Raw genomic sequence first — 19,692 nt, forward strand, 5'->3', positions numbered from 1 at the left:
TTTTCTCCGAAACGGGGGCGCTCAGCGTTGGCCTGGCGGGTTGTCTTTGAGCTGGCTGGCGCGCAGGTTGTGCGGGTCCAGGCGCTGGATCAGCTGCAATTGCTCGACGGTCGGGGCAGCCGTGGTCGGGCAGTCTTGCGGCACATGCAGGGCAAATCCGGTGTTGTCCTGAACCTCGGCCACCGTCACGCCGGGGTGCAGCGAGCGAATGCGCATTTGCCGATTCGGGCCCTGAAAATCCAACACGCAGAGGTCGGTGATAATCAGGCAGATATCGATCTCGTCCAGCGACCAGCCGCGCGCCAGGCGGGCCGGGTTGTAGCCGACCGAGGCGACCATATCGACCTCACCTTCGACGAACACCCGGCGGTTGTGGCTGGGCACGCAAAACGAGTTGGCGTGGCTGATCGAGTTGCCAGGAAAACCGCGCACGCCGAGCATCTGTGCCTTGGGTTTGGCGTAGTCGCCAATGCAGGAAATGTTGGCCTGGCCGAAGCGGTCGATCTGGGTCGGACCGACCAACGCATGGCGCTTGCCGCCCCAGACATTGTCGAAAATCCGCGAGAACCCCATCCAGCTGTCACGCTTGGGCTGATAGCCGTTTCGCGCACCCAACGGCACCGGTTCGGCGACCATGTAGGCTTCAGAATCGGTCATCAATATCTGCGGATTACTGCTGAGCATACTCAGTGAAGCGGCCAGCCGAGGGATCACCCCGATACCGCTGGCCAGAACCTCGCCATCGTCGCGCCAGGCCTCGGAAGCGGCGCAGATCATCAGTTCGGCGAGGCTATAAGTCGTTACAGAAGTTGTCATATCGAGGCTCGCTTAGAAAACCGGCAGAGGAAGCTGGCGGATGGCAGCCAGGCCGCCGACCTTGTCCAGGTACTGTTCGTGAGTGCAGTCGACGTAGTTCTGGACGTAGGCCTGCCAGCCATCGACCACCTGGGCCGAAGCGTTGTAGGCCTTGAAGTGCGCCACGTCGAAACCGTACAGCGGCGCGCAGGAAGACGGATGCGCACCGCCTGGGACGTGGGCCACGGCGGTGGTCAGGTTGCGTTCCCAGAACACTTGATGCGCTTGCCCGGCATCGGCATGGAAAGATTCGCTGTCGACCAGTTCGTCGCAGGTGACGTAGCTGTGAGTCGCGGCACGTACGAACAGGTCGTCCATGTAGTGATCGGGGCCGCTGATCTGGCAGACACCGCGCGCATCGGCACGGTCGACGTGAATCAGCGCCGCATCGAGTTTGAGCGCCGGCATGGCGACCCAGTCCTTGCCATCGGCATAAGGCGAAGCGATCAACTTGATCTGCCGGTTGTGGCGCAGCACGTCGGTGCCCAGACCAACTGCCGTAGGAATAAACGGCACATTCATCGCAGCAGCCCGCAGACCGAGCAGGAGCATGCCTTCGTCGATTTCCATCACTTCCAGCGCCGCCTCTTGGCGTGCCTTGCGGAAGTACGGTTCCAGTGGAATGAAATCGAGGGAAACGAAGGCGAACACCAGCTTCTTGATCTTACCGGCCGCGCAGAGCATGCCGACATCCGCACCACCGTAGGCGACCACGGTGAGGTCCTTGAGGTCCGAGCGCAGAATCTCCCGCACCAACGCCATAGGTTTGCGCCGCGGCCCCCAGCCACCGATGCCGATGGTCATGCCGTCTCGCAGTTGGCCGACCATCTCGGCCGTGGTCATTCGCTTGTCCATCGTCATCGTCCTCATTGGCGGCCGACACTGAAGTCGTGGCCCCAGTGGCTGACCACTGTGCTTTCAAACGGTGTGTGGCGATCCCAATCGACCACCAGGCCATCGCAGCCGTATTCCAGGTCAAACCCGGACGGCGTCTTGATGTAGAACGAGATCATCTGATCGTTAGTGTGCTGACCGAGGGTGGCCGACAGCTTCACGCCGTTGGCGTGCACCCGGTCCAGCGCTCGACCGACTTCGTCCAGCGCGTTGACCTCAACCATCATGTGCACGCAGCCGTGGGGCATCGGGCACTCGAAAATCGCCAGCGAGTGGTGCCGGCCGTTATTGCAGTGCAGGAAGTGAATACGCTTTTGCGGCTCGGCCGGGTCCGGGGTGAAGCGGACTTTCATCAGGTCGGACAGACCGAAACCGAGTACTTGCTCGTAGAAATCCCGGCAACGCTCGAAGCTCGGCGCCGGCAGTACCACGTGGCCCATGCCCAGTTCGTTGGTGACGAAACCCTTGACCCCGACCGGCGAAACGAAGCGCGCGAAGTCCTGCAGTGGTCCCCAGAACAGTTCGTGGCGATTGCCATCCGGGTCGCTGAAGTGCACCAACTCCTGGACTTTACGTTCTTCGGCCTGCGCCGCTGTGCCACGGGTGACGTGTACATCGGCCTGTTCCAGAACGCTGACAGCGTGTTCAAGCGCCGCTTTGCCAGGCACTTCCCAGCCGCACGCACCGAAGCCGTTCTCGGTGCTTTTCTCCACCAGAATGCGGTAATGGCGCTCGTCCATTTTCAGGTACAGCCGCTCATCGTCATCGCTGCCGACCACCATCATGCCCAGCACCTGGCTTGCGTACTGACGCCATTGCGCCAGGTCGCTGGATAACAGGGTGACGTAACCCAGACCACGGATATCCATGGATGCACTCCTCGTTCTTTTTCTAAGGCCCCGCCGCACTCGGCGGCTGCCGGGGGAGACTTTATGCAGGGCTATTCAAGCGGGTTTGCGCGGGGGGAACATCGTCCAATGGGACTAGCGGAAATGACGGGGTGAGCGCATAAAAAAACTGTGGGAGCGAGCTTGCTCGCGATGGGGGTATAACATTCAACATCGATGTTGGATGTAAGACCGCTATCGTCGGAACGCCACCCGGAGCAAGCTCGCTCCCACAGGGGGTCATGTGGTGTTCAGATGCTTAAATGGAGGGTTTTAAGCCTTGCGGAAATGCGGGATCACTTTTTCACCAATGTTGCGCAGGGTTTCCAGTTGCGCCCATTGCGGCACGGTGCCCATCTGGCAGATGAACAGGATTTCGTCGGCGCCGGCATCGATCAACCGTTGCACGTAACCGATGCAATCCTCGACCGTGCCGTAGGCATGGTTGGGGTTCATCATCGCCATGGTCGGGTCGGAAAAATCGACGCTGACTTCTTCCGAGGCGAAGCGCGACTTGATCACGCTCTGGCCGTTGCCATCGACGAAGGTGTCGTCCTTCCACTTCTCTGGGTCCGGGCGCTCGCCACCGCCGTACCAGTAACCCAATGATTCCATGAAGTAGCGCTGGCCACGAATGCCGATACGGCGCGCCTCTTCGTTGTTTTCCAACACGATGGCCGGACACAGTGCCGCGATGTGCCGGTTGGGACGGAAACCCACTTGTTTCTTCTCATCGCGGTTGTCCCAGGCTTCATGGTAGACCTCAACTTTCTTGGCGATTTCTTCCGGGCCACCGAAGCCCAGCACCAAGGCGCCCATGCCACGTCCGCCGGCATTTTTCAGCGACTCGGTGTTGGTGCAAGCCAGGTACATCGGCGGGTGCGGGTCTTGATAAGGCTTGGGATGGATCGGCCGTTTAGGAATCTGCACGAAGTCGCCGTTGTGTTCGATTTCGTCCTGCACGAACATTTTCGGGATCAGGTACATCATCTCGTCGATCTGCGGCTGCAACGTGGCCAGGTCGTAACCAAAGGTGCCGGCCTCCTGCTGGGTGCCACCCTTGCCGACGCCAAAATGCACCCGGCCTTTGGACAACAGGTCGAGGGTCGCGATGCGTTCCGCGACTTTCACCGGGTGGTTCATCGCCGGTGGCAGGCAGACCACGCCGTGGCCGATGCCGATGCGTTCGGTTTTGCCAGCGACGAAGGCCAGCATGGTTTCCGGCGCGGACATGTGCGAGTAGTTGCTCAGCGCCGTGTGCTCCACGCACCAGAAGGTGTCGAAGCCGAGCTTGTCGGCCAGCACAGCCTGCTCGACGGTGTCTTCGAAAATCCGGCGGTCGCCTTCACGGCTGGAGTCCACCGTCTGGGCTTCGTAAATCAGTGAAAATTTCATAGTTGATCCTTGTCTTGATTGGGTGCGCAGTCGGCGCCAGAGACCTGTGCCTTGCCCTCATGCTCGGGCATCGGCGGGGCGCTCGAATCACGCAAACGGACTAGCTGACTCAAAGGGAAAAGTCAGAGAAAAAAGTCGTTACTGTCCTGGCCCATGCTGACCCCGCCGAGATTCCAGGCGTACTTGGCCGGGTTGTTCGCGACGTGGGCGCGGCCAGTGTGAATGTCGCGAAATGCCCGGTTGATGGCGTGGCTGCGGAAGATGGTCGAGGCGCCGCTGTTGAACATCAGGTCGGCGACGGCTTTGGCGCACTTGTCGGCCACCAGCGCCGAGTCGTAACGCATCTTCACCCGCTCGGGCATGTTCAACGGCTCTGCGCTTTGGGCACGTTGCATCATCAGAGCAAAATTGCGCAGCAGGACGGTTTTGCACTCGTCGACGCAGACCATGGCGTCGGCCAGCGCGGATTGCGCGGCCGGGTCCTGGACCATTTTGCGACCGTCGTTGACCCCGACCCGCGCGCGGTTGTGCTCGACAAACTGATCCACCGCGCCTTGCAGGGCACCAATGGCTGAGGACGACACCGCCCGCACAAAAATCTGCCCGAATGGCAGGCGGAACAGCGGCGCGGTGTTCACTGCGTTACCCGGACTGTCCTGCATGAAACCGTCGAACGCCCGATGAGTGCGGTACTCTGGAACAAAGGCACTCTCCACCAGAATATCGTGGGAGCCGGTGGCTTCCAGGCCCATGACATTCCAGTTGTCGAGAATCTGGTAGTCGCTGCGCGGCACCAGGAAAGTCCGGTAATCCGGCGCCCCGCCCGCCTCCTCCGGCGGCACCAACGCCCCCAGGAACACCCAGTCGCAGTGCTTGCTGCCGGAAGAAAACCCCCAGCGCCCGCTCAGCTTGAAACCATTCTCGACCCGCTCGACCTTGCCCACCGGCATATAGGAAGAAGAGATCAGCACACTGGAGTCGGCGCCCCAAACATCCTGTGCCGCTCGGTCATCGAACAGCGCCAGTTGCCAGTTATGGATCGCCACCACCCCCAGCACCCAGGCCGAGGACATGCAGCCTTCGGCGAGGGTCATCTGCACCTCGAAGAAGTCCTTGGGTTCGAGTTCATAGCCTTCCCAGCGCGATGGCTGAAGGATGCGAAAGAACCCGGCGTCGTGGAAATCCTTCAGGGTCTCTTCAGGCAACTGGCCGGCTTGCGCGGCGTTCTGGGCGCGTTCACGCAAGATCGGCACCAGCTCGCGGGCACGTTGGCTCAGACGCTGGCGAATCAGGTCTTGGTTGAGCATTTTTATTGTTCTCCTCTCTTCACCCCATCCGCCGGGGCGCGCGTGCAGCGGGGCGGATGCAGCACCGGTGGTGCTCGCCTCCACAGCGGCATTCAAGCAATGCGTGCGGCGGTGGGCATCCCTCAAACGGACCATGTGGCGTTGAAGAAAAGCGAAGGATGAAAACGAAGATCAAAAGATCGCAGCCTGCGGCAGCTCCTACAGGGGGACTGCGTACAGCCGTAAGAGATTGGTCGACAGATAAGCCGCCATCGCGAGCAAGCTCGCTCCCACAGGGGATCAGTGTTCGCCTTTCGCCTTTCGCTTCTCACCACTCAACAGGCCGAGCGTTAGCTCGCCTGCAGCTCTTGATCTTGATCCACCCGCCCCTTCGGAAGGCTGAGTGGAGGTGTGCATCCGGGGAGTGGCGCGCAGCGCCGTTCGACGCAGTCGAACACGCTGCATGTAGGTCGTAGCGAAGCAGACCGGAGGGCAGTGTCCCCGGATGGATACCGGAGCGAAGGAACGCCGAGCCCAGGCGAGGGGCCGGACGCTTGGGGCGAGACTTTTTGGTTCCTTTTGTGGCGTTTGACAAAAGGGACTCGCCGTAAGGGCGAAACCGTCAGCCGCAATAACCGAAGGAATGGATATGTACTCGATCAACAAGAACCTGGTCGGCCCAGAGGCCGCCAAGGCCTAGTCCCCTCGGACGATGTTAGCGCGGGGAGTCAGAGCAAGAATCCATCGCACTCCATGCACAACGAAAGGGCTAGTGCGATGAACGACATCAATTTGAAAGCCGACATGCTCCAGGCCATGCGCCGCCTGGCCAAGTCAGTCACCATAATCAGCACCAGCAATGGCTCTGAGCGGTTCGCCATGGCCGCCACGGCAGTCGACTCCCTCAGTACCGAACCACCATCGCTACTCATCTGCATCAACAAAACCGCCTCCCCCCATGCCGCACTGGCGACCGGCGCAGACTTCTGCGTCAACATCCTCGGCGTCGAGCAACAAGACCTGGCACACCTGTGCAGCGGCGCCATCAAAGGCGAGGCACGGTTCGACCGCGGCAACTGGTTGACCAGCGCCGGCGGCATTCCCTATCTGGGTGACGCCCAGTCGGCGATCCTCTGCCGGCAGGACGGCCACTTCAGCTATGGCACCCACACCGTGTTCATCGGGCGCATCCTGCAGATTCACACCAGCGCCGCGATCACCCCACTGGTCTACCTCGACGGCAGCTACACCACCACCGCCAAACCCGCACCCTCCTTCGCCTTCGCCGGCTGAGGCCTGAAAAAATGGACAGCCTGAACGGGTTGACGGCGCTACGAGTGAGCAGCACCGACCAGCTGCAATGGGATGATCGCTGCGACTTGCTGGTGGTTGGTTTTGGCGGCGCCGGCGCCTGTGCCGCCATCGAAGCGGCCAGTCGCGGATTGGCGGTGCTGGCACTGGACCGCTTCGAAGGGGGCGGCGCCACCGCGATCAGTGGCGGTGTGGTGTATGCCGGTGGCGGCACGCCGTACCAGCACCAGGCCGGCTATGACGACAGCAGCGAAGCGATGTTCAACTACCTGCGAAAGGAAGTCGGCGAAGCCGTCAGCAGCCAGACGTTGCGAAATTTCTGCGAAGGCAGTGCCGAGCAACTGGCCTGGCTTGAGTGTCAGGGTGTCGCATTCGAATCCAGCGTGCCACCGCATAAAACTTCGTACCCGAGCGATCAGCACTACCTTTATTACTCCGGCAACGAAGCCGTACCGGCCTATGCCGCCATTGCCAAACCGGCACCTCGCGGTCACCGCACCAAAGGCCCCGGCATGTCCGGCGCCAGCCTGTTCGCCCCGCTCAAGGCCAGCGCCTTGCGTCACGGTGCGCGCCTGCGCAGCCAGTGCGAAGTGCGGCGGCTGGTGCTCGATACCAGCGATCAAGTGCTGGGGGTCGAAGCCTGGCAGCTGCCGCCCGGTAGTCCCGCAGCCCGTCAGCATGCCCGGCTTTCACGTTGGGCCAGCGCCATCCACCTGTACGCCCCGGCATTGGCCGACCGTTTGCGCGCTCGCTTGCGACGCATCGAACAAACCTGTGCCGAACGCCAGCTGATTCGCGCCGAACAAGGTGTGTTGCTGAGCAGCGGCGGTTTTATCTTCAATCGCGGGTGGGTCCGCCAGCATGCGCCGCAGTATCTGGCCGGTTTGCCGCTGGGGACCACAGGCTGTAACGGCAGCGGAATCGCCCTGGGCCAGAGTGCCGGTGGCAGCGTGGCGCGGATGGACAAGGTCAGCGCCTGGCGTTTTATCAATCCACCACTGGCCTGGGCCCGAGGGCTGATCGTCAATGCTCGGGGTCAGCGTTACGCCAACGAAGAAATCTACGGTGCGACCCTCGGCCACGCGATGGTCGAAGAGCAGGACGGCCGCGCCATTCTGATTCTCAACCGGGCGTTGGTGCGCGAGGCATTACGTCAGGTCGGGCCGGGCAAGGTCTGGCAATTCCAGCGCCTGCCGGTGCTGCTCAATTTGCTGTTTAACGCCCGGCGCAGCAACAGCTTGACGAGGTTGGCGAAGCGTTGCGGATTGCCCGTCGAGGCCCTGCGACAGAGCGTGGAAACCTATAGCCGCGCCGCGCGAGGCGAAATCGTTGATACGTTCGGCAAGTCGCAAGCCATGCTCGCCGATATGGAACAAGGCCCGTGGTACGCCCTCGATCTGTCATTCGCCAGCCGCCTGTTCCCCTGCCCCGTCATCACCCTGGGCGGGCTGAAAGTCTGCGAACGCAGCGGCCAGGTGCTGGACCACGCAGGTCAGCCGATCCGTGGTCTGTACAGCGCCGGCCGCAATGCGGTCGGGGTCGCTTCAAATCTGTATGTCTCCGGCCTGTCGCTGGCCGATTGCATCTATTCCGGTCGCCGTGCCGCTGCCCATCTGGTCGATCAAGTCACACTTAAAACCACACGCTCAGGAGAACAACAATGCAACGTGTAGAAGGCAAAGTCTGCATCATCACCGGCGCCGCCAGCGGCATCGGTCGCGAAGACGCCCTGCTGCTGGCCCGTGAAGGTGCCAAAGTCGTGCTGACCGATCTCAACGAAGAAGCCGGACGCCAGGTCGCCGCAGAAATCGGCAGCAAAGCGCTGTTCATTCGCCATGACATCGCCAGCGAAAGCGATTGGCAACAGGTGATCAAAACCACCCTGGAACACTTCGGGCGCCTCGATGTACTGGTGAACAACGCTGCGATTCTGGCCTTGGGCAGCATCGAAGACACCACGCTGGAACTGTGGCAGAAGGTGCAGAAAATCAATGGAGACGGTTACTTTCTCGGCTGCAAATACGCGATCCAGGCCATGAAGGAAACCGGCGGCGGCTCGATCATCAATATGTCGTCGGTGGCGGCGCTGGGTGCGATGCCGATGTTCTGTGCCTACTCGGCGTCCAAAGGCGCGGTGGCGGCAATGACTCGCTCGATTGCCTTGCACTGCAAGCAACAGGGCTACCGCATTCGCTGCAACAGCGTGCACCCGGATGGCGTCAACACGCCGATGACCCAGGCCTTGACCGGCGGCCAGCCGATCCCTCAGGAAGCCCTCGACCAAGACCCGATGAATCGTATGTGCGCGCCCCGGGACATTGCCAATGTGGTGCTGTTCCTCGCCACTGACGAGTCACGTTTCGTCAACGGTGCCGAGATCCGCGTCGACAACGCCCAATTGATCAGCGGGCTCTGAGGCCGAGGTGAACATGGGCACGCAACAGCAGAACCTGACACCGGCCGAATCAGCGACGGGAAGCTACTCATTGCAAGTGTGCGCGGTGATCGACGAGACCTTTGATGCGCGCTCGCTGGTGCTTGAAATACCACCGCCACTGCGTGAGCGCTTTCTTTACAAACCGGGCCAGTTCCTGACCTTTCGCGTGCCCTGCGCCGGCAAGCTGTTGACCCGCTGTTATTCCATGGCCAGTTCGCCGCTGTCGGATGCGCTGCCCAAGGTCACGGTCAAACGGGTCGAGGGCGGCCGGGTGTCGAACTGGATGAACGAGGTACAGGTCGGTGACTGGCTGGAGGTGTTGCCACCGGCGGGGCATTTCTGCCTGAACGAGGAACAATCGGTTGATAGACCGTTGGTGCTGTTCGGCGGAGGTTCGGGCATCACTCCGGTGTTTTCCATACTCAAATCGACTCTGCACAGCAGCCAGCGGCCGATCAAGTTAATCTACGCCAACCGTGATGAAGCCTCGGTGATTTTCAAGGATGAGCTGTGTCAGTTGATCAAGGCGCATCCTGATCAACTGCACGTGGTGCACGTCCTCGACTCGGTTCAGGGTTTCCTGACCGACGCCCAGGTGCGTCATCTGCTGCGCGGTTCCGCTGGCGGTGACTACTTCATCTGCGGACCGGGGCCGTTCATGGACACCGTGGAGCGCACGCTGTTGGGGCTGGGCGAAGCCGCCGAACGCATCCATGTCGAGCGCTTTGTCTCGCCTCCGGATCCCGACGAACTACTCGTCGAAGAAACCCTGGCCCGGGTGGCGGCCCTCGGATCACTGTGCGAGGCGCTGATTGTCGAGCTCGACGGTCAGCAACACGAGATTGCCTGCCGCCCAGGCGACACCCTGCTGCAAAGTTGCAGAGCGGCAGGCCTGGACGTGCCCTCTTCTTGCGAAGAAGGTTTTTGTGGGGCTTGCATGTGCGTCGTCCAGGAAGGTGATATCCAGCTGGCACGCAACGATGTGCTCAGCCCCAAAGAATTGGCCGAAGGCTGGACGCTGGCCTGCCAGAGCCGTCCAACCGGTGTCCGGGTACGGCTGAAATTCCCGGATTGAACACCCGCCAGCAATAGTCTCAACGGACGATCACCCGGGCACAGTCTGCGGTTAGACTCGGCCACAGCATTAGCCCACAACAATAAAAGAGGTGCAGTTATGGCTCGTTTGCAGAATAAGGTCGCGGTAGTAACCGGCGGCGCTTCGGGGATCGGTCTGGCCTGTGTGCGCCGCTTCGCCGCTGAAGGTGCGCAAGTGGTCGGGCTGGACATCGGCACCGCACCGGCGGATTTCCCTGGCCTGTTCATGACCCTCGATGTGCGCGATGAAGCGCAGGTCCAGCAGGTCATGCAAGAAGTCATCGGCCACTTCGGGCGCATCGACGTGCTGGTCAACGCGGCCGGCGTCGCCGACCAGGGCAGCGTGACCCAGACCACCACCGCCAACTGGCAACGGGTGATGGACATCAACCTGACGGGCAGCATGCTCACCAGCAAATATGCGCTGGAATCGATGGTGTCCCAACGCAGCGGTTCGATCATCAACATCGGCTCGATCTTCGGCCTGCAAGGCTGCGACGGCAACGTTGCTTACAACGTCTCCAAGGGCGGCATCAACCAGCTGACGCGCTCGATGGCCATTGACTACGGCTATGCCAATATCCGCGTCAACGGCTTGTGCCCCGGCCTGATCGAAACACCGATGACCAGCATGGTCCGCGAGCAGGAAGCCTTCCACGCTTTCTTCGCCTCGCAGCACATGCTCAACCGCTCCGGACAACCGGAAGAAGTGGCCAACGTCGCGCTGTTCCTGGCTTCAGACGAAGCATCCTTTGTCAGCGGCCAGATGATCGCCGTGGACGGTGGTTTCTCCGCCGGTCGCCGCTTCGCCCCGCCCGCCCAGTAATTCGCTATCCGGCCGGGCGCCCTGCCCGGCCCACTCCCTTTTTCGCCACTGTCTTCTAACCGGGGAGGCCCCATGCCGCCTGTCGCAACCGCACTGACCATCGCCCAACTGTTCGCCAACGCTGCCCAGGCCTACGGCGACCGCCCGGCCATCGAGGATGACGGGCGCTCGATCAGTTACCGAGAACTCGACCAACTGCGCCGACAAGCCGCCCGCGCGCTGCTGGCGCTGGACGTAAAGGCCGGGGATCGGGTGGCGATCTGGGCGCCTAATCTGTGGGAATGGATCGTCGCCGCTGGCGCGCTACAAAGTGTCGGCGCTGCACTGGTGCCGCTCAACACCCGCATGAAGGGCAGCGAGGCCAGTTTTATCCTTCGCGAAAGCGGTGCCTGCGTGCTGTTTGCCATTGGTGAATTTTTGGGTGTCGATTACCCGCGCATGCTGGCGTCTGAAGACCTGCCGGCGCTGCGCCAGATCGTCACCTTGCGCAGCGGTGGGTCGGGCACCCTGAACTGGGATGACTTCCTCGACCTGGGCGCAGACGTGTCGCAATTGTCCCTGCGAACTCGCGAACAAAGCGTTGGCCCGCAAGCGCTGTCCGACCTGCTGTTCACCTCGGGCACCACCGGCAAGCCCAAAGGGGTCAAGACTTGCCACGGGCAAAACCTGCGGATAGTGCGCGACTGGAGCGAGGTGGTGGGTTTGCGTGAGGGCGATCGCTACCTGATCGTCAATCCGTTCTTCCATTCCTTCGGTTACAAGGCCGGTTGGCTGGCGGCGCTGATGCGCGGCTGCACCATCGTGCCGCAGCAGATTTTTGATGTGCAGACAGTGCTTGAGTGCGTCGAGCGCGAACGGATCACCGTGCTGCCTGGCCCGCCGACTCTCTATCAGTCATTGCTCGCTCACCCACAACGCAGCGAATTTGACCTGACGTCATTGCGGGTAGCGGTGACCGGTGCCGCGGCGATTCCGGTGGAGATGATCCGGCGCATGCGTGACGAACTGGGGTTTGCCACCATCGTCACCGCCTATGGTCTTACCGAAGTCTGCGGTTTTGCGACGATCTGCCGTCCTGGGGATTCGCCGGAGTTGGTCGCCAACACCAGCGGCCGCGCCATGCCTGGCGTGGAAATCCGCTGCGTTGGCAGCACCGGCCGCAGCCAGCCGGCCAACGTCCCCGGCGAGGTTCAGGTGCGCGGCTACAACCTGATGCAGGGTTATTTCAATGATCTGCAGGCCAGTCAGGAAGTCCTCGATGCCGACGGCTGGCTGCACACCGGGGACATCGGCGTGCTCGACGAACAGGGTTACCTGCGCATCACCGACCGCCTCAAGGACATGTTCATCACTGGAGGTTTCAATGTGTACCCGGCGGAGATCGAGCACTGCTTGCTGACCTACCCCGGCGTGGCCCAGGTCGCGGTGATCGGCATCCCCGATGAACGTCTTGGTGAAGTGGCAATGGCCTTCCTGCTACCAGCTCCGGGCATAGAGATCGAGCAGGCCCGATTCCTCGCCTGGTGCCGCGAGCAGATGGCCAACTACAAAGTCCCACGCCGGGTGCGAGTGCTTGAGAGCATGCCGCTCAACGCAGCGGGCAAAGTGACCAAGAATGTGTTGCGCGAGTGGGCTTTGCAGCCAGTCAATTAAACGCAACCCCTGTGGGAGCGAGCTTGCTCGCGATGGCGGCGGTACATTCAGCATCAATGTTGACTGACCTGACGCTATCGCGAGCAAGCTCGCTCCCACAGGGTTTTGTGTTTGACCTGCCGAATGTGGACTAGATCACCCGCGCCGGGTGCTGCCGGCGCGGGTCGCCGAGCATGGCGCGGTGGGAAGGTGGCTGGCGGCCGCCGGCTTCGCTGATGCCATAACCGGCGGCTATTTCGGCGGTGATTAATGTTTGCCCGGAGAACGTCATCAACTGCGGGTCATTGAGCAGAGCGTGAATCACCCGGCCATTGAATTGAGGGGTTTCGGCATCCGCCAGAAAGGCCTTGTATTGCTCGCCATGTTGCTCCCCGGCAATCCGGGTGCGCTCGGTCAGTTGCGGGCCGAGCCATAGCGATAACGCCGCCACGCCCCGCCCCTCGAAGTCGATCGCCATGTCAGCCGCCAACTTGTCGACCCCGGCCTTTTGCGCACCGTACGCAGGGCCGTGCATATAGCACCCGGCACCAAATGAAGAAGTGAAACAAATGAGCCCCCGACCGCTGCGCAGCAACAACGGCGCAGCAAAGTAACTGGCGATGTAAGCCGAACGCAGACCGACGTCGAGGATGCGCACCAGGTCCAGCGGCTTCTCCCAGAAAGGTCCCGGCTCGATCAATCGGTCATGAATGAACGCGGCATTGTTCACCAGCAAATCCAGTTGCCCGCATTCCTTTTCAACCCGGGCGAACAGTGCCTGAACCTGCGCATCATCGGCATGATCGCAGACCACCGCGATACCCTGCCCACCCGCCGCAGTAATCGCGGCAGCCGTGTCCTCCAGCGAGCCGCGCAACGCATGACCGTATAAGTTCGATCCTCCCGTTTCTGGAGATCGTCCTGTAACAAACACCGTCATGCCCGCAGCGCCAAGGGCCAGGGCGATGCCCTGACCGACCCCGCGACTGGCGCCGGTCACCACCGCGACTTGTTTAAATGGCTGATTCATTCGACGCTCCTGAACAGGCTTTTGGCCGAGCTGGTCTCGCTCTGACACTTGATGTGATTGGCCGCCACGTAACCGAAGGTCATTGCCGGGCCAATGGTCGAACCGGCTCCGGGGTAGGTGCGGCCCATCATGGAGGCGGCGCTATTGCCAATGGCATACAAACCGTTGATGGGTTGGCCGTCCTCATGCAATACGCGGGCGTGAACATCGGTCAGCAAACCACCCTTGGTGCCGATATCCCCGGCATCAATGCGCACGGCGTAGAACGGACCTTTGAGCAACGGCGCCAGGCAAGGATTGGGCTGCACACTCGGATCACCATAGTAGCGATCGAACAGCGATTCACCTTTATGGAAATCCGCGTCGACACCCTGCACGGCCATGCCGTTGAAACGCTGCACCGTACGGACCAGACCGGCACCGTCGACGCCGATTTTTTCTGCCAGCGTCTGCAAACTTGCAGCCTTGTAAAAGTACTCGCGCAGATGCTCGGGCAGCTGCCAATCGCGCTGGGCATAGCCTGGTAGTAACGCGCCGCAGGGGTACTTGCGGCGGAATTCGGCGTCGAACACCATCCAGCACGGCACACTCACCGCGCCTTCGCGATTGTTGGCGTACATCGCGTAGACGATGTCGGTATAGGGTGCGGCTTCGTTGACGAAGCGTTCACCGGCAGAGTTGACCAGCACGCAGCCCGGCAAGGTCCGTTCGACGAACAGTGCGCGCTGCTTTTCTTCGCCCTGGACATGGGTGGTCGGCGCCCACCAGCTATGGTCCATCAGCGCAGTGCGAGCACCGATTGCCTGACCGGCGCGAATGCCGTCACCGGTATTGTGCGGCGGCGTGGCACTCCAGGTGGCCTGGGTCGGCTGCGGCAGATATTGCGTGCGCATCGCCTGATTACGCTCGAAACCACCGGCCGCGATGATCACGCCGTAGCGTGCCTTGACGTTGAGTAACTGCCCGTCGCGACAGACGCGAGCGCCGCCAACCCGATCACCAACGAGCAGCAGTTCTTCCAGTGCACAGTTCAGCCAAAGGGACTTGCCGCGATCCTGCAACGAACAGCGCAAGGCGCCGATCAAGGCATTGCCAAGGGTCAGGAAGCGGTCGCGGCGTGACAACCGCCGGCCCTCGCGGTCAAGCCAGTAACGCCACATCACCCGCAGCGTCAGTCGCAACCAGCCAGGGCCACGACACAACAGCACCTGCGCCTCTTTCATGGTCATCGCCATGCGTCCCATCATCAGTGTTCCGGGGGATGGCGCACGCATGCGCAGAAATTCCTCACCCAGTTCGGCGGCGTCAAACGGTTGCGGGTCCATGGAGCGGTAGCCCGGTTTTCCGCCTTCGACTTCCGGGTAGTAATCGGCATAGCGAGGCTGCGCCTCGAAGCGCACGCGGGTCTGTTGTTCAAGGTATTCGACCATCTCGCGGCCGTGTTCGACATAGGCTTCGATTCGCCCGTCATTGATCTCGCCATGGGTCACTGCACGGATGTAGGCGATCGCTTCCGCTGCTGAATCGCTGCCGCCCAGAGCTTTGATCCGATGGTTGTCAGGTATCCAGATGCCGCCGCCAGACACCGCCGAGGTGCCGCCGTATTCGGCGCTCTTCTCGATCAATAGCGCATTGAGCCCCAGGTCATGGGCACGCAGCGCCGCAGTCATTCCCCCCGCTCCGGAGCCAATCACCAGTACATCGCAGCACTCATCCCATTTGATCTCGGCAGTTTTCATGCGATCACCCTTGCTCAGCGCCCATCAGGCAAAAACCGCCGCCGCCAGATCTTCGCCCGGTGCAGTCGGTCTCGGGATTGTTCGCCGCGTGCCCTGAACGGTCATCGTCCGATGGGACTAAGGCGATGGGCGCCCCAAGCCTTGTGCAAATCGCTTAGTCCGCTTGGACGATGTTGCGCCCCAAAGCTGACTCCATAGTCGCCCACAGCACCAATCACCCCCTGAAATGCAGGTCGGGCAGGTCTGACCTGGGCATGAGGACGACATGATAAAAACAATAATCGCCCCACAATCGCTGCACCCTCGCGTACAGCTGGCCATGCTCTTGCTGGCTGGTGGACTGGGCAGTCAAGCCAGCGCCATGAGTTTCCAGCCGAACGAGGATTTGAGCGTCGACTGGGATACCACACTGACGTACAGCCTGGCCTGGCGGACCGACTCTCGCGATCACAAGCTGACGGCCAATGCCAACGGCAACGATGGCAACAACGCGTTCGACAAAGGCAGTCTGATCAACAACCGCAGCGGTTTTCTCACCGAGGCCAACATCAAATGGCGTGAGGACTACGGCGTGTTCCTGCGTGGGACGGGCTTCTACGACAACGTTTACGATCAGGGCAACGACAACGACACGGGCACCTCGAACTGCTTCGCCGGCGGTCATTGCAACCGTCCCGATCGTTTTTCCCAGGACACCATCGACCAACACCGCAATGAACTGCGCATGCTCGATTACTACGCGTATGGCACCTGGGACATCGGTGGCCACAACTTCAACGCGCGGCTCGGCAACCAGGTAGTGAGCTGGGGTGAAAGTCTGTTCTACCCCGGCATTTCCGCCGCCCAGAGCCCGGTGGATGCGACCAAGTCGACCACTCCGGGGGTTGAGGTCAAGGAGATCCTGCTGCCCGTCGGCCAATTGTTCACGCAGTTCAGCCTGACCGACAGCCTCGACCTGCAGGCCTACTACCAATACAAATGGGAAAAGACCGAGCTGTTCGGCGTGGGTAGCTACTTTTCCACCACCGACTTCATCGACGAGGGTGGCTTCAACGACGCCAGCGGTTTCCTGACACGCCTGGGTGACGACAAGCCGAGCGACAGCGGCCAATACGGTGTGGCGCTGACCTATGCGGTAGAGTCGCTGAACAACACCGAGTTCGGCCTCTACTACTCGCGATACCACGACAAGACCCCGTCTCTGGATTTCCAGACCGATCTGGGGCACTACCGGGTCCGCTACTTCGACAACATCGATCTTTACGGCGCGAGTTTCGCAACGGTGCTGGGCAGCGTGAGCTGGGCCGGTGAAGTCAGCTACCGCGACGGTCAGCCAGTGATGGTCGACAACGGTTTCTCAAGCCCGGTGCGCGGCAAAACCATGCAGGCGCAGACATCGATGATCTACGTGCTCGGCCCGACATCATGGGCCGACAACACCACTCTGACCGGTGAGCTGGTCTACAACACCGTGCTCAGCAACGACAAGTCGGAACCTGTGACATTCGCCCCTGGATTCTCGCTGCCGGGCACCGACAGTCTGGTCTATGACCGCGACGCCTTCGGTTACACGGTTCAGGCGAACTTCGATTACAACAACGTGTTCAGCGGCTGGGACATGTCGGTGCCCGTCACCTACAGCACCGCAGCCCAGCATGACAGCGCACTGGTGGGCTCGATCAACTCAGGCCAGGGCGACGACCGCGCGAGCATCGGCAGCTCATGGCGCTATCTGGGCAACTTCACCGTTGAAGCCCGTTACAACGCCTACCTGGGCAACGCCAACAACGCCCCGTTGGCCGACCGCGACAACGTCGCCCTCAACTTCAAATACCGGTTCTGAATCCCCTGATGGAGGAGCACAGCATGTCTAGATTTACCCACACATTGTTGGGCACGGCGTTGGCCGTCAGCCTGCTCGGCAGTGGCCTGGTTCAGGCCAAAATCAGCAATGAAGAAGCCGCACGCCTGGGTCAGGACCTGACCCCGATGGGGGCCGAGAAGGCGGGCAACGCCGACGGCAGCATCCCGGCCTGGACCGGAAAATGGCGCGGCTTGCCGCCGCAGCTCAAATACGCTGGCCCCGGCACACCGTACCCGGACCCGTACGCGGCAGAAAAGCCGATGTTCGTGATCAATGCGCAGAACATGGACAAGTACGCCGACAACCTCACCGATGGCCAAAAAGCGTTGCTTAAACGCTACCCCGCGACCTTCAACATTCCGGTGTACCCGAGCCATCGCGACTTCCGTTTCGATCAGCGCCTGGAAGACCTCGTCAAGAAAAACGCGGTCAGCGCCGAACTGGCCAACGACAACAATGACACGCAAAACGCCTGGGGCGCCTCGCCGTTCCCGATTCCCAAGAACGGCAGCGAGTTGATGTTCAACCATACCCTGGCCGGACGCGCCAATACCGAAGAGGCCAACTACGGTCAGGCTGTGGTGTATTCCAACAAGGAGCGGGTACTGGAAGAGGTCAATTACAAGATCTTTTCGATCTGGTCCAGCCCGGATAAAACCCTGGAGAGCGCCAACGGCATTCTCACCAACTTCCTGATCACCACCCTGGAGCCGGTGCGCAAGAAAGGCGAGATTGTCGTCGGTCACGAGTTCATCAATCCGACCGCCTCCCCTCGCCAGGCCTGGCAGTACAGCCCGGGGCAACGTCGGGTACGTCGTGCACCGACCGTGGGTTATGACTCGCCAAGTGGCGCCGGCGGCTTCCGGGTATATGACGAAGACCGTTTGTTCAACGGTGCACCGGATCGCTACAACTGGACCATCGTCGGCAAGAAAGAAATCTACATCCCGTACCACAACTACAAGATCGACGACCCGAGCGTGAGTACCGACCAGATCCTGGCCACCACCGGCCACATCGATCCGCAGTACATGCGCTATGAAAAGCACCGAGTCTGGGTCTTGCAGGCAACACTTAAAGAAGGTGCCCGGCATGTTTACGCCAAGCGTGTGTTGTATCTGGACGAGGACTCCTGGGCCGCAACCCTGGCCGACAACTACGACAGCCGCGGCGAGCTTTGGCGCACCAACATGCAGACCTCGATCTACGCCTACGAGCTGCAGCGCTACCACGCTCGCCTCGGGATCTACCATGACCTGATCGCCGGTTCGTATCTGGTTGACAGAATGCTGATTGATCAAAAGCCCGCCAAGCTCAACGCCACCGCCTTCACTGAAGACGAATTCACCCCAGGCAACCTGCGCAAACTCGGCACTCGCTAAGCCCTCTGCGCCCTGACCGATTTACTCGGTCGGGGCGTTGTGCTTTTTTGAACTCGCTCATTTCACGGAAAACTCCCCATGAACAAATTGCTCACTGGCGTCATCGCCATGGCCAGCGTCAGCCTGTCGATGCAGGCCAATGCCCTGAACATCCTGCTGACCAACGACGACGGTTGTCGGGCGCCCGGCATCGATGCGATGTACCGCGCGCTGACCGCCGCCGGGCATCAGGTGACCCTCGTTGGTCCGTTGAACGACAGCAGTGGCATCAGCGCGGCCAGCGTGGTCGTGCCCGGGCAGGCGTTGGCAGTGACCGAGTTGGCGCCAGGCAAATTTTGCGTCGGCCCACCCGAGGGCTACACCCCGCCCCCGGGCAAGACTTCCGCCATCGGCACCCCGGTGGATGCAGTCAATGTTGGCCTGGACGTGCTGCTCAAAGGCAATCCGCCAGACCTAATGGTGTCGGGCAGTAATTTTGGTGAAAACGTCGGCCCGCTGACGCAAATGTCCGGCACCTTGAACGCAGCGGTCCGCGCAATGTTCAAGGGCATTCCGGCGGTGGCGGTGTCGACGGCCATCGACATGGACCTGATCATCCGCGACCAACAGGCCGGTTACCGCAAAACCCTCGGCGCCATGGATGACACTGCCCGGTTTGCGGTGAAGGTTATCGAGCAGGCGAGTCTCGCGGGAGCTCACGCCAAACAGGCCTGCGAAAAAAACAACCCCGGCTGCGAATTGAATGTGCTCGGTTTGCCGGGTGTCAGCGGGTTAAATATCAATTACCCGGCGCTAGCGGCCAGTGACGTCAAAGGCGTGAGTTTTGCCCCGATCGGCAATTGGGATCGGGTGAACTTCACCTCCCAGCGCGGCGCCGACGGCGTGGTTCACGTCAACCTGGTCGCCCCGCCGACACCGACGGCCGCCCAGCAACAGGCCGATGCGTATCAGTTATGGCAAGGGCATGCGGTGATCACCGTGATCGACGGCAACATGAGTGCACCCGGTGCGGTGCAGGATCAGGCGAAGGAAATGTTGCTGGGAATCAAACCTTAAGTA

At 61.2% G+C, this 19,692-nt stretch carries 16 protein-coding genes; 9 read left to right on the plus strand and 7 right to left on the minus strand.

The genetic code is table 11. The features are described 5' to 3' along the window. Nucleotides 1-21: 21 nt before the first annotated feature. The 5 genes from ACYZT7_RS19240 to ACYZT7_RS19260 all read right to left on the minus strand — a co-directional run bounded on the left by ACYZT7_RS19240 (nucleotide 22) and on the right by ACYZT7_RS19260 (nucleotide 5,338). Entirely contained in the window at nucleotides 22-816 is a 795-nt protein-coding gene (locus ACYZT7_RS19240) for a CoA-transferase subunit beta (protein ID WP_462037805.1), read from the minus strand. A 12-nt stretch (nucleotides 817-828) separates the two neighbouring features. Next, nucleotides 829-1,710, minus strand: coding sequence for a CoA transferase subunit A (locus tag ACYZT7_RS19245; protein ID WP_462037806.1), 882 nt, complete (start codon nucleotides 1,708-1,710; stop codon nucleotides 829-831). Nucleotides 1,711-1,721: 11 nt separating this feature from the next. Next, the gene (locus tag ACYZT7_RS19250; RefSeq protein WP_462037807.1) at nucleotides 1,722-2,618 is read right to left on the minus strand and encodes a VOC family protein; all 897 of its coding nucleotides are present in this window, start codon (nucleotides 2,616-2,618) and stop codon (nucleotides 1,722-1,724) included. Between the two features lie 291 nt (nucleotides 2,619-2,909). Further along, nucleotides 2,910-4,031, minus strand: coding sequence for an LLM class flavin-dependent oxidoreductase (locus tag ACYZT7_RS19255; RefSeq protein ID WP_140679471.1), 1,122 nt, complete (start codon nucleotides 4,029-4,031; stop codon nucleotides 2,910-2,912). A 122-nt stretch (nucleotides 4,032-4,153) separates the two neighbouring features. Beyond that, entirely contained in the window at nucleotides 4,154-5,338 is a 1,185-nt protein-coding gene (locus tag ACYZT7_RS19260) for an acyl-CoA dehydrogenase family protein (protein ID WP_462037808.1), read from the minus strand. Nucleotides 5,339-6,094: 756 nt separating this feature from the next. Here ACYZT7_RS19260 and ACYZT7_RS19265 point away from each other — a divergent pair. The 6 genes from ACYZT7_RS19265 to ACYZT7_RS19290 all read left to right on the plus strand — a co-directional run bounded on the left by ACYZT7_RS19265 (nucleotide 6,095) and on the right by ACYZT7_RS19290 (nucleotide 12,639). Next, on the plus strand, nucleotides 6,095-6,610 hold the full coding sequence (locus ACYZT7_RS19265; protein WP_462037809.1) for a flavin reductase family protein: 516 nt from the start codon (nucleotides 6,095-6,097) through the stop codon (nucleotides 6,608-6,610). An 11-nt stretch (nucleotides 6,611-6,621) separates the two neighbouring features. Continuing rightward, on the plus strand, nucleotides 6,622-8,301 hold the full coding sequence (locus ACYZT7_RS19270; RefSeq protein WP_462037810.1) for an FAD-binding protein: 1,680 nt from the start codon (nucleotides 6,622-6,624) through the stop codon (nucleotides 8,299-8,301). Then, complete coding sequence (locus ACYZT7_RS19275) at nucleotides 8,289-9,044, plus strand: glucose 1-dehydrogenase (RefSeq protein WP_462037811.1); 756 nt, start codon at nucleotides 8,289-8,291, stop codon at nucleotides 9,042-9,044. Before ACYZT7_RS19270 ends, ACYZT7_RS19275 begins: the two co-directional genes overlap by 13 nt. A gap of 13 nt (nucleotides 9,045-9,057) precedes the next feature. After that, nucleotides 9,058-10,140 (plus strand): 2Fe-2S iron-sulfur cluster-binding protein, encoded by a 1,083-nt coding sequence (locus ACYZT7_RS19280; RefSeq protein WP_462037812.1) that lies wholly within the window; start codon nucleotides 9,058-9,060, stop codon nucleotides 10,138-10,140. Between the two features lie 99 nt (nucleotides 10,141-10,239). Then, complete coding sequence (locus tag ACYZT7_RS19285) at nucleotides 10,240-10,986, plus strand: SDR family NAD(P)-dependent oxidoreductase (RefSeq protein WP_462037813.1); 747 nt, start codon at nucleotides 10,240-10,242, stop codon at nucleotides 10,984-10,986. 72 nt (nucleotides 10,987-11,058) lie between these two features. Continuing rightward, entirely contained in the window at nucleotides 11,059-12,639 is a 1,581-nt protein-coding gene (locus ACYZT7_RS19290; protein WP_462037814.1) for a FadD3 family acyl-CoA ligase, read from the plus strand. A gap of 130 nt (nucleotides 12,640-12,769) precedes the next feature. Here the strand turns inward: ACYZT7_RS19290 and ACYZT7_RS19295 are convergent, their stop codons facing one another. Together ACYZT7_RS19295 and ACYZT7_RS19300 are read right to left on the minus strand one after the other, a co-directional pair. After that, nucleotides 12,770-13,648, minus strand: coding sequence for an SDR family NAD(P)-dependent oxidoreductase (locus ACYZT7_RS19295; RefSeq protein WP_462037815.1), 879 nt, complete (start codon nucleotides 13,646-13,648; stop codon nucleotides 12,770-12,772). Continuing rightward, nucleotides 13,645-15,387 carry an FAD-dependent oxidoreductase gene (locus tag ACYZT7_RS19300; RefSeq protein ID WP_462037816.1) on the minus strand — a complete coding sequence of 581 codons (1,743 nt, stop codon included), beginning with the start codon at nucleotides 15,385-15,387 and terminating at the stop codon, nucleotides 13,645-13,647. Before ACYZT7_RS19300 ends, ACYZT7_RS19295 begins: the two co-directional genes overlap by 4 nt. Before the next feature lie 265 nt (nucleotides 15,388-15,652). Here ACYZT7_RS19300 and ACYZT7_RS19305 point away from each other — a divergent pair, with 265 nt between their 5' ends. From ACYZT7_RS19305 to ACYZT7_RS19315, 3 genes are all read left to right on the plus strand, one after another. Further along, entirely contained in the window at nucleotides 15,653-17,230 is a 1,578-nt protein-coding gene (locus ACYZT7_RS19305) for a DUF1302 domain-containing protein (protein ID WP_461963441.1), read from the plus strand. Nucleotides 17,231-17,253: 23 nt separating this feature from the next. Continuing rightward, nucleotides 17,254-18,633 (plus strand): DUF1329 domain-containing protein, encoded by a 1,380-nt coding sequence (locus ACYZT7_RS19310; RefSeq protein WP_462037817.1) that lies wholly within the window; start codon nucleotides 17,254-17,256, stop codon nucleotides 18,631-18,633. Nucleotides 18,634-18,711: 78 nt separating this feature from the next. Next, nucleotides 18,712-19,689 (plus strand): 5'/3'-nucleotidase SurE, encoded by a 978-nt coding sequence (locus tag ACYZT7_RS19315; RefSeq protein WP_462037818.1) that lies wholly within the window; start codon nucleotides 18,712-18,714, stop codon nucleotides 19,687-19,689. The last annotated feature ends 3 nt before the right edge of the window (nucleotides 19,690-19,692 follow it).

It is taken from the genome of Pseudomonas sp. RT4P38, from assembly GCF_054897765.1.